The organism is Motilimonas cestriensis (genome assembly GCF_021295315.1).
In the GTDB taxonomy this organism is placed as follows: domain Bacteria; phylum Pseudomonadota; class Gammaproteobacteria; order Enterobacterales; family CBDFNC01; genus Motilimonas; species Motilimonas cestriensis.
This window is the reverse complement of the sequence record NZ_JAIMJA010000039.1, coordinates 1-16,877: the sequence shown is the minus strand read 5'-3', so window position 1 is coordinate 16,877 and position 16,877 is coordinate 1. Positions and strand designations below refer to the sequence as shown.

Sequence of the window (16,877 nt, the reverse complement as noted above, 5' to 3'; positions counted from 1 at the left end):
AAATCTTAAGTTCGCGCATCTTTCTGTTTGGTTTTTTGTGTTTTGGCGAATTCATTAGATCATACGGAAAGATGCCATTCTACTTAAATTTATGATTTTTAATGAAATCATCAGGGGATTCCTCAGTATACAGTGGGCAATCTGCGAATACATACGGGTGATTCATCAAACAGCGATGCTTAAATTATGAGGGGATCCGTCAGGGTGAGATCTCACAATATATTTAAGGCGATTATGTTTATTTAATAAGCAAAATTAACTTTTAACTCTTGCTGAAAACTTGCCAACTACAAAACACTTGAACAATATATGTGCACTTCGATTACACATTTATCTGCACCTTTAGTTGCTGCTTATTTTCTGTTCAAAGTGGAATCCCGCCCTGGGGGATCCGTCATATTATTAACGGGTAACCCCATAGCCAACAAGTCAATTACCTTTTTAACTTCATGGTTAATGGGTAAGTCAGTCATCATCGAAAGTGAAGCTAAAAAAATGGCCTGATATTGCTTGGATTTAATAAAGGAGTTATTCAACACGCGCGATTCATGATTATCAACATACGACTGAACATCTTCACCAACAGCATAATAAATACCATCAACACAAACCTTAACTATTCGGCTAGCACCGAAGGAGCCAGAGGTTATATCTCCCTTCCCTTTCTCTAGTGGTGCAGCAATGCTTTGAAAAGTTCTGTACTGAACATCAGAGCCAACAACATTTGTAATTACTGTTGTTGTTCCAAATCCCAAGTCGATAGTTCGTGCAATTAAATCAGACATATTAATCCATCCTAGTTTTTAAAATAGAAGACAGCAAAACCCTGTGGGGCATAAACGTGCCCTACAGGGCTTCATTTTTAACCAAAAAATAAACCCTAAAACCCTGTAGGGCATAAACGTGCCCTACAGGGCTTAACGCCCTCGCGACAACCATTATAAAGCCGAAATAATCACAAATTTTGCATTACAAGCCCCTAAATCGCATGTCCCAGTGAAAAATTGCGCCAGTTACTCGTGGCAAAATACTTTTTAGACAACTCAACCAAATAATTACCAAAGGCCAAAAAAGACCAAAAAACAGCAAAATTTTCACTGGCACCGCGAAATAGCACCTCGCAGTGCGAAATTTGATGAAATTAATGTGCAAAAATAAGATTCATTGAAAAGTTGACGAGCCAGTTAATCTCCTCAAATTTCTCAAATGATGAGTTAACAAAAAATTACATTGATTTTGTGTAAAGGAAATTAAATAACTAAGAAATATCAATACTTGCCATAGATGTATTTTTACTTGCTTTACATTGAAATTGTGTAAAGAAATCATGCAAGCAAAGAGTGAGGCTGTGATTAATAAACATTTACATTGATGTTGTGTAAATAGATTTTAAAAAACTCGAAACAGGCCGATTTACCGCATATTGCAAATGCATTTACATTGATGTGTGTAAAGAATTAAAAAACATTAAATATAGGAGATATAACGCGCACTTAGAAAACATTTACATTGATTTTGTGTAAAGAAAAAATACGGATAAAAATAGTTGTTCAATCACACAAACTTTAAAAAGTTTTACATTGATTTTGTGTAAAGAAAAAAATTCAAAAAAATTAAAGTTTATATGTAAAGGAGTGTATTCCTTTACACAGATAAATAGGTAAAAAATATGAACAGAGAACCGATAGATGACAACATGGTGGAGGAGCTCACCGAGCGAGAGGCAATTATCCGTAATCAGGCGCAGAGCCTTATCGACCAATACTGGGCTACATGGAAAAGCCAAAACAATATTATCGTTTCAAAAGGCGACTTAACGGAGCTGGGGCGATACGCACCCATCATCCGAAAAACGGTATCAGGTCACGTCGATATTGATTGGCGTAATTTTGGGCCTAACCCGTTTCGCAAAAAAAATAAAACACTGTCGAATCGTTTGAAACCTTACGTTGATGGTTACAAGCTGACGCAATTCACTCGTGAGGGTCAACCTTGGGAGATCGAATTGATAAATGAATACCTGGAAAAAATTAACCAAGTGCGCAGCTTGTTAAAAGCTATCCACCAAAGCCGCGTCATCTTTAAACGTCACAACAAAAAATACAACCTAGAAACACAAACCCAACCAGAGGAAATAACCAATGAGTAATCCAACCAAACCCAAGCAACAAAAACAGAATCGCGCAGCGAAGCCGCGCGTCGTTCGCCATAAGCTTTTGCGGGTCGAGTTAAAGTTCAAATCGGAAATGCTTTTTGCGTTCATCAATCGCAGCACCACGCTGGGTATTCGTGCAAACACTGAAGCGGCTTTTCGTCGACTGGGGGTAATCATGCATATGGTTATTCGCGACAAGGACGTGAAACCAAAAATCGAAGGTTGGTTTAACGAAGTGATGGCCGATGCAGCTACAAGCCTGCAAGAAATCGAAGCTCAAAACGCAATGTTCGCCGGCGAGCAGCAAGACGATTTTCAAATCACCGTCCCCGATAACTTCCAGCTGATCATGGAAGCGAACCACCCTGCTTATTTGCAGCTGGTGAACCTCATTAAGATTGCTGACGAGCTTTCCGCGAATGCCGAAAACCATTGGTACTTTGGCGCGATGACTGATGACCAAAAAGAACATTGCCGAACTCAAATCGAGTATGTCTTTAATCGGATCTCAAATCGTGTCGCAGCGGTAACCAATATCTCAGGTCGCGACGGTGGAAGTTATTCTCCACAAGAATTCGTTCGTGCAGTGCGGGAAGACCGCGTTTCCTTCGATGAAAAAGTGTCGACAGTGCAATTAAACCAGCAGCTCGCAAAAGAAGCCAAAGCAGCACTTGCGGCTCAACAAACTGTCGACCGGGAAACCAAACCCGAATCTGAATCAACCACACCCGATCAGGTTGCTGTTGTGGCATCGCCGGTTGCCGTCGACGGGGAAACCAAACCTAACAACAAAGAGGAAGTAGCCGCATGAAAACAAGGGGGGAGCGTTTTGAGGAGTTTTTGTACAAAATAGGTCTAATACCCTGGATCGGGCGTCAGTTAGGACTCATCGAAATTGATAGCGGAGACTTCTTGACCGCGAAGGAGCTGATGGCGTTCCCCCCTGCAACACATGGCACGCCGACACAAAAGGTCGAAGAGATCTTGGCGTCGGTAGAGCCATTGCTGAAAAAAATAAAACACGAGGCAGGTATCGACGATCGCTTGCAAACTACGTTTAACTTTCACAACTTGTACCTTGATGTGATCAGAAACTATGCAACTTATATCCACTTGTTGCCAGCGAGCGAGAACTGGCACCACAGCGAGCACGGCGGATTATTGTATCACTCGCTAGAGACGTCACTCGAAGCATTAAAGGTTTTTAATAACGCGCATTTTCGCCGCTATCACACCGCTGATATCGAGGTTTTGAGAAAGCCACGTTGGAAATATGCTACTTGGCTAGCGGCATTGCTGCATGACGCAGGTAAGCCTATCTCAGATTGCCGAGTTATTTGCATGAAAAAAGGCATTGTTTGGCCACCGCACATGATGTCGCTTCTCGAGTGGGCTAAATTGCACAAAGTTGAGCGATACAAAGTTGCTTGGAAACCAGAGCGTATCCACAAAGGGCACGAATCCTTGGCAATCCACATGCTGCCGAAAATTCTAACGGAAGATGCCAAACGCTTTTTAACTGATGGGCCTGACGACGTTTATGAGGAAGTAGGCCGCGTACTGTCAAACCTAGAGCATAGTCGTTCTGATATTGCTGCGGCCGTGCGTACTGCTGACTCAAAATCAACGGCCAGAAATATCCAAAAAACGTGGGACAGACAGCTGGGCGAGAAGAATACTTCGACCGTGATGCTTATCGTCAAAGGCCTGCGTGCCAAGTTGTCCGAATGGGTCGTCAACGAGCCCAAAGGCCACGTTTGGATAATTAACAAAGAGGTTTACCTTGCTTGGCCAAAGGCCATTCAAGAAGTCATCGAATACCTGCGAAAAAAAGAAGTCGTCGTGCCAGCAGATACCAATACGGTTTATAACATGCTGTACGAGAACCACATCATTCGCAATCCTGATAAAGACTCTAAGACGACGCTATTCTTGCCAGGCGATTATTCTGAGGACGACGCAATTAAGCTACGCGATGGCAACGTGCCAGTGCAATGGGAGTTCCTTGTTCGCGTTGTATGGGCGGATTACGTTTTCGAGGGGGTACCCATGCCAAATACCATGAACGGCATCCTCAAGCTCAACAAAAATTTCGATATGATCTTGGTTAACGAAAAAGGCCCAACAGAAATACCTGCGCCCGCGCCCCAAGACAACGGCCAAGCACAAAACAACAATCAGTCTACGACACCACCTGCACAGTCACAGACCAACAGTAATCAGTCTGCGACACCACCTGCTCAGTCTCAGGCCAACAGAAATCAGTCTGCGACATCACCAGCTCAGTCACAGGCCAACAGAAATCAGTCTGCGACATCACCAGCTCAGTCTCAGGCCAACAGAAATCAGTCTGCGACATCACCAGCTCAGTCACAGGCCAACAGAAATCAGTCTGCGACATCACCAGCTCAGTCACAGGCCAACAACAATCAGCCTGCGACACCACAAGCTCAGTCACAGGCCAACAACAATCAGCCTGCGAAGTCACGCAAGAGCAAGCAGAAAGCAACGCCAGCGAACCAAGCCGTGACGCAAGTGAAGTCGATAAAGCAGCGCAAACCAAAGTCAAAGCCGTCAGAGAATGACACCAGCCCATTTAACCCAGTGGCCGGGACGAACTTTTCCGAATTGGTTGCTAATCCTCCTGTGTCACAGGTTAACAACGCAGTAGAAACAGATGATGACTATGACAATGACGTTGAAGATCAAGTAACCGAAACGGAAGTAAGCCAAGAAGCCGCGCAAGTTGAAATGTATTACCCGAGTGAGCAAATCAAGCAGATCAAGGATTACTTAGACGCGCACCCTGAAAACAAGAGCATCGTGATGGAAGCAGATGGCGTTCATTACATCTCGCCAATTACCGCACTCAAAGCCATCCCTGCCCTTGGCCAGCCTAAACAACTCATGGATGCGCTACAAAACGGCAATGAGATAGAGCGTCGAAATCCTGAACTCATCACTTCTGGCGGCATCACCTGCAATGCGATCCGCCTTACTGCGCAAGGGGCAGAGTATTTACTGTCCAAGCAAGACAACAAAAAACAGCCCAAAACAGCGACAGGGCAGCAAGTGATTACGAGCGAGCCGGTTAAGCAGAAAACAGCTCAAGCTAAAACGCCGTCAGAAGCAACACAAGAAGGCATTGATCTGTGTCAGGGTGATGAGGCACCTGTAGATTTAGAAGGGCTCATGGCTGCGCTAGCAAGCCTTTGTACACCAGAAACGACAGCAACGTTAGACGGTAGATTCTATGTCTCAATCGACATCATTAACCAAATCTGTCGAAACAATGGAAACGCGCGTGCGAACTACGATGCTATTGCTGTCGTGCTGGGGGCATGCAAAGGCCAAAATCATCAGGTTTACAACGAAATAAAACCTGAATACCTCGACCGATTTGAAATGACGGAGAATGACAATGGCTAATGCGGCGGAGAAATTACATCCCGGTTATGTCGAGAATTTGTACCGACCTATCTACGAGCTGGATGCGGGACACATTAGCCTCATTGCAGCAGGCGTCATGATTGCCGTCGGGGGAATGGAATTAAGCGTCAGTACCGGCTTGGCCGCAGGCGCGGGCGCAAATGCCATACGACGTTATGCGCAAGCGATGCCGATGTTGCGAAAGCAACTGCGGTTATTCAAAAACAAAATGAATCTTGTCTCACCCGTACAATTGCGAAAAATGAACCGTGCCGTGGCCACTCAAAACGGCAAAATTGAAATGGGAAAAGGCCAAATTTATCTTGGTGAAGGGTTTGAGTGGGATACCGTTTGTGCGCAGCGGGCCTATCAGATTTTGGACTTATCCAGCGATCAGCAAGAAATCAGGTTGCCATGGATGTTGCGCCCCTTCCAATACTACTGGCGAAAAGAGGCGAGAAAGCTAGGGGGGCGAACTTGGATACAAGGCATGAGCGAAGAAAAGCGCATCATGGCCAACGAAGATTGTTGGTACGGTCATACTCTGATCACCGGTAACGTTGGCACCGGGAAGACGACGCTACAAAAACTACTTTCCCTTGGCGCCATCCACATGGGCCATATTGTCATAATCTTAGATCCTAAGTCGGACAAAAGTTGGCGGAAATCCATCAAAGATGAAATGGCCGCATTAGGTAGAGAGAATCAGTTCTTTGAGTTCGACGTATCTCAGCCTGAGACATCGGTTTACATCAACCCGGTCGAAAATTATCAAAGAATTACAGAGGTGCCTGATCGAATTAAAAACATCTTCGCTAGCACAGAGTACGAAGATGCGTTTTCTAACTTTGGTTGGCAGGCCGTGTATCAAGTCTGTCTTGCATTGACATACACAAACGAAACGCTATCACTGGTTAAAATTTACGATGGCTTAACGAACGGCAAGTTTAAACTCTGTGAGCGGGCACTTGAGCGATTTTTCATCGAGCATATCGGTCCGGACTGGCGAGTGACACGCAACGGACAGCTTTCTAAATTTAAAGGCAACGAGCTTGAACGACTAATGGCCTACTATGAGTCCTTGGTGAACGCGGGCGAAATAGAGCGCCATGAGACGGTGACCGGAATCGTGCAACAAGTGGTACATGACCAAGCGCACTACTCAAAAATGATGGCGGGCTTACTCCCAACGTTTTCCAACTTATGTGCCGAGCCACTGAAAACACTGCTGTCATCCACTGACAGTGACCATAAAGCGCAGGTTAATTTTGGCTCACTGTTGGAGTCAGGCGGTGTGCTTTACGTTAGCTCAGATGCCGTCAGTGACATGACCACGGCAGGCAATATCTCAAAACTGCTGTTGGGGTCAATCGTCAGTGAAGCCGCAAGACGTTACAACTACGAACAAGACGATCCAAGAAACGTCAGCTTGTTTATTGATGAAGCGCACTCCAGCATTAACGATCCGCTCATAAATTTGCTAGCCACGGCACGCGGGGCGAATTTCTTACTTTACATCGCTACACAAACGGTAGCCGATCTGATTGCTAAGTCCTCCCCTGCGACAGCCGAACGGATACTCGGTCTATGCAACAACTTCATCTCAATGCGAGTGAATGACGTCACCACAAAAGAGGCCGTATCGTCCAACTTTGGCGAAACCAATATCAAATCCACCACCATTTCATCGCAAAGCCAGTCCAGTAGCGCCACCGGGTTAACGGAATACTCGAGCGGTTACGGTGAGCGGGTGGAAAAAAACCGCGAAGCCACGTTCCCGCAAGAGCTACTTGGCGATTTGCCCAAATTACAATTTATTGCTCGCCTTAGCGACGGCCGAAAAATCAAAGGTCGTTTAGGGGTGATCACAGGAGAAGCTGCATGATTTACCAGAAAGCCGATATCGCCAAGCTTAAAAACGTTTCGCCCGTTAAACAAATGATCGCCGTCCTTCCAATCAACACAAGGCGACGCATCAAGTCTGTGAAGTTATACAGTCCAAGCGCGACGGAAATTATCGATAAGATGGCGGTGCATATTGGCATCTACATAGTCGACGAAAATGGTAAAACACTACTTGAATCGTTACTAGAGCCAGCACTTACTGCGTGGGAGGCAAATCAAAGGCAAGACTTAAGGGGTGCTTATCATGCATTCACCGCGGCACTGGTGCGAAATTTACCCATCATACTGGGGTTTAAGGCCACGATTGAGCGGGTACAAGACAAAAGGCTCAAAGGTCATGAGATCGCTTGGGATTGTCTCAGTATGACATTTAAAGAATGGCTAGACCTTTCAGATTGGGTCAGTTTTGAAGTGTCAGGGCGAGTAGATCCAAAGTGGCTTGAGAATGAAAACTTAGGGTATGCGATGGCACACACCATTATTCCACACAGCTCATTCGCCTGCCTTGGTGTCCCAAGTGTCTCAGACCGACACGCATCGTGATGTAACAGAAGGACAATAGCGATGGCTGATAATATTTTTGAAGATGCGCTGATGGACGACCAGAGCGTAAGGGATGAGGACGATAAGCGTCATATCATCCTTTACGTTCTGTGCGCGATGTTCTTTGGCTCTGTGATTTTTAACGTCTTTGTGCGTTCCAATGAAAGCTTTAAGGCGGGCATTCGTACTGAAATGCGAGAAAGCTACCCGGTGCTGGGTGGCCCGGCGTGGAATGAAACAAAGTCACGATCTGACCGTTGGTATAAATTCCTCATGGTTAATACCGGGGCTGAGCAATATCTTGATTACACATTGGCGGAAAAAGACAAATGGTATGAGCGCAGTGACTTTAGCAAGTTCCAAAAGCTGACCATTAAGATCGTCGATAACATCAAGTACACCGTCTTCCAGACTACATACCGAACATCGATATTCGTTTACTGGCTGCATCTGTGTTTGCCGTTCTTTTTTGCTTTGTTGGTCGATGGCTACTACGAGCGGAAAATCCGCAAATACAGGGTTGGCGGGATCACCACGAAGCGGTCGAGATTGATACTGCACAGCGTCATCTTCATGTTTTCGATGATGTTCACCTATTTTGTCGTCCCACTTGAAATGACCAACATCTTTCAGGTGATCCCTCCCCTTGTGATCATCTTCGTCGCCATAGCATTGCGTCAGGTTATCGCGGAATACCAAAAAGGCATCTAGCCACAGGAGCATTAAAATGTCAGAGCAAGACAATCAAGATATAAAACTCATTGCCCGCCAGATGGCGGAAGGCCAAAGCAAACTCGACGGGACGCTGAAGAAGTTTTACCGAGTGTTCAGTGTTGGCGCCATTATCAAAACTACGTTGTTACTAATCGCCTTAGTGACGGTAGTATTCACCAGTGTGGGGGACTTTCTTAAACCCGAGCTACCTGAACGCCACATTGCAGTGATCCGCATACAAGGCCCTATTCAAGAAGGCTCTCCAACCGGATCTGGTATCGTGCTATCACAAGCCCTATACAAAGCGGCCAATAACACCGATGTCAAAGCCATCCTGATCTTGGCCGACTCTCCCGGTGGTAGCCCAGTACAATCAGAGTCATTCTATGAAACCCTAATGGATTATCGCCGCTCTGCCCCGCTTAGCCCGGAAGACCAAGCCTGGTTAAACCAGAAAATCGGCAAAAGCCTATTCAAAAAAGTCACAGACTTAGAATCCCAGGAAAGTAAATGTGAGACAGACTGTGAGCAGTACCGTAAGCCGGTGATAGTGTCCATTGCTGATACCTGCGCCAGTGCGTGCGTATATATGGCCTCGGCTGCAGATAAGATCATTGCTCACGGCACCAGCATTGTCGGCTCAATCGGTGTGCGGATGGATACGTGGGGGTTTGATAAGCTGTTGGACATGGCGCATGTAGAGCGTCGAACCTTGTCAGCAGGCAAATTTAAAACGCTTATCGATCCTTATCAGCCAATGAACCCCGCGGCAAAGCAGTTTGTTGAAGATAAGATGATCGTGCCTCTTTATCGCCAGTTCGTTAATGCCGTTAAAAACGCGCGTGGTGACAAGCTCGCAGACGATCCAAGTATTTATGAGGGATTGGTATGGACAGGGCCAGAAGCGATGGAAAAAGGGCTGGTGGACGAAATCGCAACGACGTTTCAAGTCTATGATGCACTGCGCCACAACTACCACCTTGATTCTTTTCGGGAATATAATCGACAGAAGTTCAGTTGGAGCTCAATGTTTGAAGCCAGTTTCACGCATGCTATCGAGGCGGTGATGAAAAATGTCATCGCTCAACAATCCACAGGCCAGTTACCAAAATACTAGCCCATAAGCCGCCGAACCCCACGGCGGCATTATCACCTGCAATACAGTCCATGGTAAAACCACCCATAAAGCCGCAATGGCGAAAACCGCTCATCAAAGTGAGAAGTTTAATCAAGCTGGGTGTCAGTGGACGTCTCGCCGTTGCCTGTGGTGTCACCAGCAAAGGGCCTTGTAGAAGTTCGAAAACCAAAGGGATAAATATTGTCATTGGCAATGAGTTCTTAGCAGCTCAAGGTCTAGTATCACTGAAGGACATTTGGATAAAGATTCATCACAGAGGATGAACCGCTCATTGCGGGCCAGCATGATGGGTGAACTCATTTTTGTCCAGAGGTATGTTGACTGGGTGGGCATGTAACACAAAAATGCCCCATTCTAAGCTAGAGCTGTTCTGTACCTCATTTCTAAGCGAGGTTATTTGACCTATTTTTTCTTATGTCACAAAGTGTCTATGGATTTGGTGGTGATTCAAACAAACTAAGGACTACAAACAATATGAAACGTATTTTCATTAGCCATAGTCACAAGGATAGTGCTTATATTGCGGACATTAAGGGCGTTCGATTGAATGACAATCACAGCCTCGCATTTCATGACCGTTCTCTTGAGGAGCCGGTGTATAACGATTTTGGCCACATAAACAGACGATCTCCAGAAGACTCTGCATCTAAGCTGGTGCGAGACGAAATACTGGCATTGCTACGACAGTCAGACAAACTGATAGTTTTGGTTGGTAACGATACCCATAGCAGTCTTTGGGTTCAGTGGGAGATTGAACAGTTCTCTCGTATCCATGGAGAACGATCGATAATGCTGATGCGCACACCCGATAATCATCGTGGAGGCGCACCAGCAACTGTGAGGCATTTATCTCTTGAAAGCTGGGACCTTCAATACCTCAGCAGATGGGCTAGGCGTTAATTATTTGCCTTGTTGATTTGGATTTAGTTGCTTTCCTCGATTACCGTGCACCTGGGAGTATTGCTTGTTGGTACCTGGTGTACCTTTGTTGGCGTTTGGCTGGTTTGCTGAATTGTTTGCGGGTGTGATTTTTTTAGCCATGATGTTTCCTTTTCATGTTGGTTAAAGTCAGGTTCAATATACGGCTTAAACGTGCGCTCTAACAGAGATCCTTGACGGGAAACTCCGTGCTTTTTAGGGAAAGTAATGAAAAATCAAAGTAAGTTTGTAAGAAACGCCGAAGAGCTCAGAAATGAGCTCCGCGACCAGAAGATCACTCAGCCAACCTTCGCAAATCGCTACTATCTCGATGAAGTGGATGAGAAAGCGGGTGAAGATAAGCTTTATTCACACTGTGAGCGCTTCAAGAGTCTGCTCAAAAGTACAGATCAACGTTCTCCTGAGCGCGTAGCGGCATACATCAATTATTTCAATCGCAATTACCGCAAAGAGGGAAAATACACTCAGGCTGATCGATATGCTGCTTGGGCAATGTATATAGAGTTGGATACTAGGATCGCAACAAAGACTTTGCAAAACGGTAAGACCGACAGTGCGTTGAAAAGCCTTGCATCACTGTTTGCCATTCATCGTTGTATCGCGAAAGAGAATGGACCTAATTGTCGGAATTACTTTGTGCTGGTCAATAACGTTCTAGACGCCGAACTTAGGCCTTTTACAAGCAAATGGCATGCAATATCAGATGACATTGAAAATGCACTCTTTCGTTCAGAGCTTGAGGCGGTGCAAGAAAAACTTACCGAACTCAAAGATAAGCTGCACGAGATATCAGATTGAAAAAATCTGTCCACAAATGTTTAGGTTCATGCTGACCGAATGTGATGACCGGACTTTATCGCTGCTGGAACAGTTCTAGTTGATCGCCAAACTCTATGTTGACCAACAACTTTGAGAAGGAGGTCAATATGAGAAAGTTAGCTTCGGGAAAATTCAGTGGCACTAAAAGACCATTCAAGCTGGAAGATATTTGGCGAATTAGAACTAGGCTAGAGCTTGAAAACGAATTAATGCAGCTTGCACTATTAAACCTAGTTATTGATAGCAAGTTAAGGGCAAGTGATCTGCTAAAGCTGCATGTATATGATGTTTCCTCGCAAGGAGTGATCTATGAGAGGTGTCAATGCATTCAGCAAAAGACAGGTACTGATGTGCATTACGAGATTACTCCGAGAACACAACAGAGTATCAGTCGGTGGGTCTACTCAGCGCACCTAGAGGCAAATAGTTTTCTATTTCCAAGTTGTCGTAGTAAAGGCCAATCCACTTATCTATCGACAATAATCGCGCTGAACGCGCAATTAAGCCGCTGGTTATTGGGAGAAAGAACTGGCTCTTCTCGACCAACCCTAACGGAGCTGAAGCGAGCGCGATGCTTTACAGTATCGTCGAGACTGCGAAAGCCAACGGACTCCTCCTCTATGACTACATGGTCAAGTGCATGCAGGAGTTAGCGAAAGCTGAACCTGATATCGATGCGCTCCTGCCTTGGAACTTCAAACATTAGCAACATCAGCCCGTGGGATCATGGGGCGTTTACTTCCTTTTTAAACGCTTCAAGAATATCAAATTGACTCATAATTTCCCTAAGTACCATAACGGGACTGTAGAATAACTCCAACAGCCAGATTTGACTAAAAACGGGGCCCTGCAATCAATCCTAAGCGCTTGTAAGACAATAGGTAATGCATTTGGAACCCATAAAACAGACTGTTTTTCTTAAAAAAGAGAAATTCTACAGCCTCTACGCCGCATTAAGCTGCTAAAAATAGTGGACTAAAATACAAGCGAATCCCAGTAGCCCACTGTTTTTAGTCCGATTAAATGCTTTGCTTACTTATTTGAGGTGCAACAGCAAAACTGCTTCTTTTTTGTTCGCGCATATTGAAATAGCATACACACGTCTGTATATTTAAACATGAGTGAATTACACTCAAATACTTGAGGAAATATCAATGGCTCTTAAACCTGGCCCAAAGCCGATAGCAAAGTCAACTGGAAAGCCTGATCGACGTCGCAGAGACAATAAAGACACACCCGGTAATACCCCAAGCTTGAAACCTAGCAAGTCTTCAAAATAGCTGTTTAATTGCACAAAATTTTAAAAAAGTTATCTACTTCGGTAGCTTTAATTATTTGATATTAAACCTAAATATAATTTACTAGTAAGCTAAGACTTCTTAAGATCCCATAATGGGGCGATAAAATGCCCCAAAACGGCTCCTAAAATATATTCACAATATTTGCACTATTTTTATCTAAGATAAACTGATGCTTACCGATTTAGTTATTGCATCTCTGTTATATTCCGATAAAACAGCGACTAACAATATTAGGTGACAGCTGCTAGCATATTTTTGTCCAGAGATGTGCTGACGTGAATATGTAACACACCTTTGCCCCAAAATCAGTTAGGGCAGCAACTTTACAAACATTGATAGCCTGTCTTTTTCCATACCTAATCTAATCCGTGAAGCAACGCTCAGCGCACAGTAACTCATACTAGTATGCTTACATTGATGGGCTGCACGGAACTGAGAATCATGAGAGTGGTTACGTGCAAAATTTACTCTGTGATGCCAATAGCGCACCGTAAAAAGGAAGTAAAATGACTCAGTTTCCAAAAGTTGGACATGAAGTGTGCTTTGGTGATTTCTGCAATGCAATGCCTGAAGAACTAAGCAATTTCCCAGAAGATGTCTTAAGGCAATGGGTTTACGAACATGGCAAAGGAGATGGCGATGTCGTTGACGCGCTTAATCTCATTCCAAACTTGTCAAAATGGGTTTTTCAGTTGGTAGAAATGCCTAATGCTGATATTAATAGCATCAAGCATTATCCTTACGATGAAAAGCGGCTATTAGATAAAGGGGAATGGTGGTTAAAAACAGGTCGCCATAATGCACCAGCATTTTGTGATTATATGCTTGAGCATGGTACAACCCCTGTTCCGCTTATAGTTGCTCAAAATGCCTCCGATCATAACCATCCCATCATAGAGTATCGATATCCTGAACGCGAAGGACCTATGCTTGAACCCTTACACTTGCTAGAAGGTAATCGTCGCTTTGCACTACTTAGAGCAATGATTAACAATGGTACAGCTTCACTGAAGGATAAACACTTAGTATGGGTAGTTACCTTGCAATAACAGGATATACATTGTGTAGTTCTAGATAAACTTGGCAACAGAGGTTAGTCATATAAGATTGATTTGCCATTTACTATGCTAACAGAGCATTTATATGATTTTAGGCTAGAGCTGCAACAGCATCGATCTCAGCAAATACACCTTTGCCCCTTTTTAAGTTACACCTAATTAATTCACCGTATTGCCGAGCTGTGATTTGGCATACTTTTTCCCATTCTAAAAGTGGATATGATACTTGTGTCACTTCAATGGCAGTTTCAAATCAACATCACTAATAAGTTCAATTTCCAGTTGGTATAGGCAGAATATGATTACAAAAATAAACCTTGTTGATGTAGCAAGTTATCGAAACACGACAACTCTCAACACAGATAAAAAAGTAAACATCATTTATGGCTTAAATGGTACTGGTAAAAGTACATTCTCAAACTACTTTTATACTCCCGATGCTCCTAAATACAAAGACTGCTCTCACACTAACGATGGATGTAAGGTTCTTGTTTATAATCAAATGTTTATCCAAGAGAATTTTTATTCCAAAGATTCTATTAATGGTATTTTTAGCCTATCCAAAGAGAACAAAGAAGCTAAGGAAAGGGTTGAGCAGCTTGGGAAAAATATAGATCAACTGACTGAAAAAAGTAAGAGCTACCAAGTTGACATTGACAAAGAAGGTGAGACGTTAAAGAAAGCGACAGATACGGCAGAAAAAAAGGTCTGGGAAATAAAGACGAACTACTCTGGTGGTGATCGTGTTCTGAAATTTTGCCTTGAGGGGTTAATGGGGGACAAGAAAGTTTTGTTCAACCATCTTATTTCTGTCCCTTTGCCATCCGTTAAACCAGCTAAAACGATTGTACAACTTAAAGAAGAAGTTGCAGCAATTGATGGTGACAAAGCCATTATTTACAATGTGTTACCTAAGGTTTCATTGTCAGATCTTTTGCCTGAGGAATTAGAACTGCTCAAAGAAATAGTGATTGGTAATGATGATAGTCCAATCGCAAAATTGATTACTCAGTTGCAAAATTCTGATTGGGTTAGCGATGGTTTAAAATTCCTTGGTGACATTGAAGATGAGACTTGCCCATTCTGCCAATCAAAGACGATTACGCCTGAGTTAATCACACAAATCAAAGGCTACTTTGATGAGACGTATGAAGAAAGCAAGCAGAATATCAGCAAAATACTTACCAAATATCAAAAGATAGTTGAATCTCTTACTGAGTTAGACACCTACAAGGAATCGCCTTTTTCTTCCGGTTTCCTTGCTGAAATGACTGAGACTTACGCGTTCATTACTGGAATGTTAAAGTCTAATTTACAGAAGATTGAACAAAAAAAGCAGACTCCAAGCTTGCAAGTAGAGTTAGATGAACTTGTTGAACAAATTGAAAAATTTAATAAATGTGTAGATGCTGTAAATGCAAGTATCGGTATCCATAACAAAAAAGTAAATAACTCTGCTGATGAGAAGACTAAGATCAAAAACCAATTCTGGCAAATTGTGCGCTGGGAATACGATCAGACTATTAAGACTTATGATGCATGTAAAACGGAATGCAGTGAAAAAACGACCAAGCTAACAGAAGCGAAGAAAGTTGTTGATGAAGAGATTACCGCTCTCGAAGTTGAACGAACAGAGAAGCAAAAAGAAACAATTAACATTGAAGAGTCGATTGAGAACATCAATAAGGGTCTGATTGATATTGGTATTACTGATTTTCATATTGAGAAGTACGAGGAAGACCTATATCGCCTTGTAAGAACAGGAACAGATGGACCAATCTTTTTGTCGTTGTCCGAGGGCGAAAAGATGATTATTAGCTTTTTGTACTTCCGAGAATTGTTTAAAGGTAAACAAACGGCTGATGAGGCACACGTTAAAAAAATTGCGGTAATTGACGATCCAGTTTCAAGCTTGTCTCATATATTTGTTTACAATATCGGGCAGATAATAAAGAACGATTTCTTCAATGGTGATGGGGTGGAGCAAATTTTTATTCTCACACATAGCCTCTACTTCTTTTATGAGCTCGTTGATTCAAATCACAAGCGAAGAAAAGAAACCCAATCTCTGTATCGGTTATCTAAAAACACGAAAGGTACAACGATTGAAATTATGAAGTATGAAGAAGTACAGAATGACTATCAATCCTACTGGTCAGTGATTAACGATAAGGCTCAACCAGCTGCTTTGATTGCAAACTGTATGCGGAACGTAGTTGAATACTTTTTCAACTTTGTGCAGAAATCAGATTTGAGTAACGTAATGCAAAAACAAGAGCTTCAAGAAGTTAAGTATCAGGCTTTCATACGTTACATCAACCGAGAATCGCACTCACTTGGTCAGAATATTATTGATTTTAAAGAGTTTGATTATGGGGCGTTTAGAGAAGGTTTAAAGTTACTATTCGAAATCACGGGTTATCCTGAACACTATCAGAAAATGTCTCAGATATAGATACGTTAAATAGTGATCTGAACCATCGAAACTAGGCAGTAAATTAAACAATTTTTCAATAGCTGAAATTGTATTAGTTCAGACAAGAACTGACACATCTACTTGAAAAAGTGAGAGTTACCCGTTTTGATAAAGGTGTCGAATCTTTTAATCAAAACATAAAAAGAGGTAACTCTCATGCTTCATACTAACAACCCAATCATCAAACACAAAGCTGGTTTACTCAATCTTGCCGAAGAGCTTGGCAATGTATCGAGAGCCTGCAAAGTCATGGGTGTATCACGAGATACATTTTATCGTAAGCGCATCATAAACCCCGCATTCTAATCCCCTAGCACGAAGAATAAGATCAAGTCTCCAACCATGAGGAGATTTGAGATGAGAAAACGACGCACCAACCAAGAATGGCAAAACCTTATTG

The 16,877-nt window shown here is 43.3% G+C and carries 14 protein-coding genes and 2 pseudogenes; 13 read left to right on the top strand and 3 right to left on the bottom strand.

Translation table 11 applies throughout. The features are described 5' to 3' along the window. Positions 1-353 precede the first annotated feature (353 nt). Positions 354-785 (bottom strand): ParM/StbA family protein, encoded by a 432-nt coding sequence (locus tag K6Y31_RS21265; protein ID WP_233055056.1) that lies wholly within the window; start codon positions 783-785, stop codon positions 354-356. An 884-nt stretch (positions 786-1,669) separates the two neighbouring features. On the opposite strand from K6Y31_RS21265, the gene mobI reads away from it, so the two are divergent. Genes mobI through K6Y31_RS21230 form a run of 7 tightly spaced genes read left to right on the top strand, consistent with a single transcriptional unit; the run spans position 1,670 to position 9,863 of the window. Next, positions 1,670-2,149 carry a conjugative transfer protein MobI(A/C) gene (gene mobI, locus K6Y31_RS21260; RefSeq protein WP_233055055.1) on the top strand — a complete coding sequence of 160 codons (480 nt, stop codon included), beginning with the start codon at positions 1,670-1,672 and terminating at the stop codon, positions 2,147-2,149. Next, positions 2,142-2,966, top strand: a complete 825-nt coding sequence (locus tag K6Y31_RS21255) for a hypothetical protein (RefSeq protein WP_233055054.1) — start codon at positions 2,142-2,144, stop codon at positions 2,964-2,966. Before mobI ends, K6Y31_RS21255 begins: the two co-directional genes overlap by 8 nt. Next, the gene (mobH, locus tag K6Y31_RS21250) at positions 2,963-5,584 is read left to right on the top strand and encodes a MobH family relaxase (RefSeq protein WP_233055053.1); all 2,622 of its coding nucleotides are present in this window, start codon (positions 2,963-2,965) and stop codon (positions 5,582-5,584) included. Before K6Y31_RS21255 ends, mobH begins: the two co-directional genes overlap by 4 nt. Further along, a complete protein-coding gene (gene traD, locus K6Y31_RS21245; RefSeq protein ID WP_233055052.1) occupies positions 5,577-7,469 on the top strand; it encodes a conjugative transfer system coupling protein TraD in 1,893 nt (630 codons plus the stop codon). The genes mobH and traD overlap by 8 nt, the downstream gene beginning before the upstream one ends. Next, on the top strand, positions 7,466-8,032 hold the full coding sequence (locus tag K6Y31_RS21240; protein WP_233055051.1) for a hypothetical protein: 567 nt from the start codon (positions 7,466-7,468) through the stop codon (positions 8,030-8,032). The genes traD and K6Y31_RS21240 overlap by 4 nt, the downstream gene beginning before the upstream one ends. Positions 8,033-8,053: 21 nt before the next feature. After that, positions 8,054-8,743: an IncC plasmid conjugative DNA transfer DtrJ family protein gene (locus tag K6Y31_RS21235; protein ID WP_233055050.1), complete on the top strand. Its 690-nt coding sequence runs from the start codon at positions 8,054-8,056 to the stop codon at positions 8,741-8,743. Positions 8,744-8,759: 16 nt separating this feature from the next. Beyond that, positions 8,760-9,863, top strand: a complete 1,104-nt coding sequence (locus K6Y31_RS21230; RefSeq protein WP_233055049.1) for a S49 family peptidase — start codon at positions 8,760-8,762, stop codon at positions 9,861-9,863. On the opposite strand, the gene K6Y31_RS21225 is transcribed toward K6Y31_RS21230, so the two are convergent. Continuing rightward, a complete protein-coding gene (locus tag K6Y31_RS21225) occupies positions 9,823-10,071 on the bottom strand; it encodes a hypothetical protein (RefSeq protein WP_233055048.1) in 249 nt (82 codons plus the stop codon). The two genes, K6Y31_RS21230 and K6Y31_RS21225, sit on opposite strands and share 41 nt — an antisense overlap. Before the next feature lie 227 nt (positions 10,072-10,298). On the opposite strand from K6Y31_RS21225, the gene K6Y31_RS21220 reads away from it, so the two are divergent. Then, positions 10,299-10,784: a TIR domain-containing protein gene (locus tag K6Y31_RS21220; RefSeq protein ID WP_345790281.1), complete on the top strand. Its 486-nt coding sequence runs from the start codon at positions 10,299-10,301 to the stop codon at positions 10,782-10,784. Here K6Y31_RS21220 and K6Y31_RS21215 read toward each other — a convergent pair whose 3' ends face one another. Beyond that, positions 10,785-10,925 carry a hypothetical protein gene (locus K6Y31_RS21215; RefSeq protein WP_233055046.1) on the bottom strand — a complete coding sequence of 47 codons (141 nt, stop codon included), beginning with the start codon at positions 10,923-10,925 and terminating at the stop codon, positions 10,785-10,787. It abuts the gene before it with no gap. A gap of 105 nt (positions 10,926-11,030) precedes the next feature. Between K6Y31_RS21215 and K6Y31_RS21210 the strand changes: the two genes are divergently transcribed. The 5 genes and pseudogenes from K6Y31_RS21210 to K6Y31_RS21190 all read left to right on the top strand — a co-directional run. Then, a complete protein-coding gene (locus K6Y31_RS21210) occupies positions 11,031-11,621 on the top strand; it encodes a hypothetical protein (RefSeq protein WP_233055044.1) in 591 nt (196 codons plus the stop codon). A 484-nt stretch (positions 11,622-12,105) separates the two neighbouring features. After that, positions 12,106-12,348 (top strand): annotated as a pseudogene (locus K6Y31_RS21205) (IS66 family transposase); the annotation flags it as partial. A 1,101-nt stretch (positions 12,349-13,449) separates the two neighbouring features. Then, positions 13,450-13,992 (top strand): hypothetical protein, encoded by a 543-nt coding sequence (locus tag K6Y31_RS21200; RefSeq protein WP_233055043.1) that lies wholly within the window; start codon positions 13,450-13,452, stop codon positions 13,990-13,992. 307 nt (positions 13,993-14,299) lie between these two features. After that, on the top strand, positions 14,300-16,456 hold the full coding sequence (locus tag K6Y31_RS21195) for an AAA family ATPase (protein WP_233055042.1): 2,157 nt from the start codon (positions 14,300-14,302) through the stop codon (positions 16,454-16,456). Positions 16,457-16,633: 177 nt separating this feature from the next. Next, positions 16,634-16,756, top strand: a pseudogene (locus K6Y31_RS21190) (helix-turn-helix domain-containing protein); the annotation flags it as partial. Positions 16,757-16,877 lie beyond the last annotated feature (121 nt).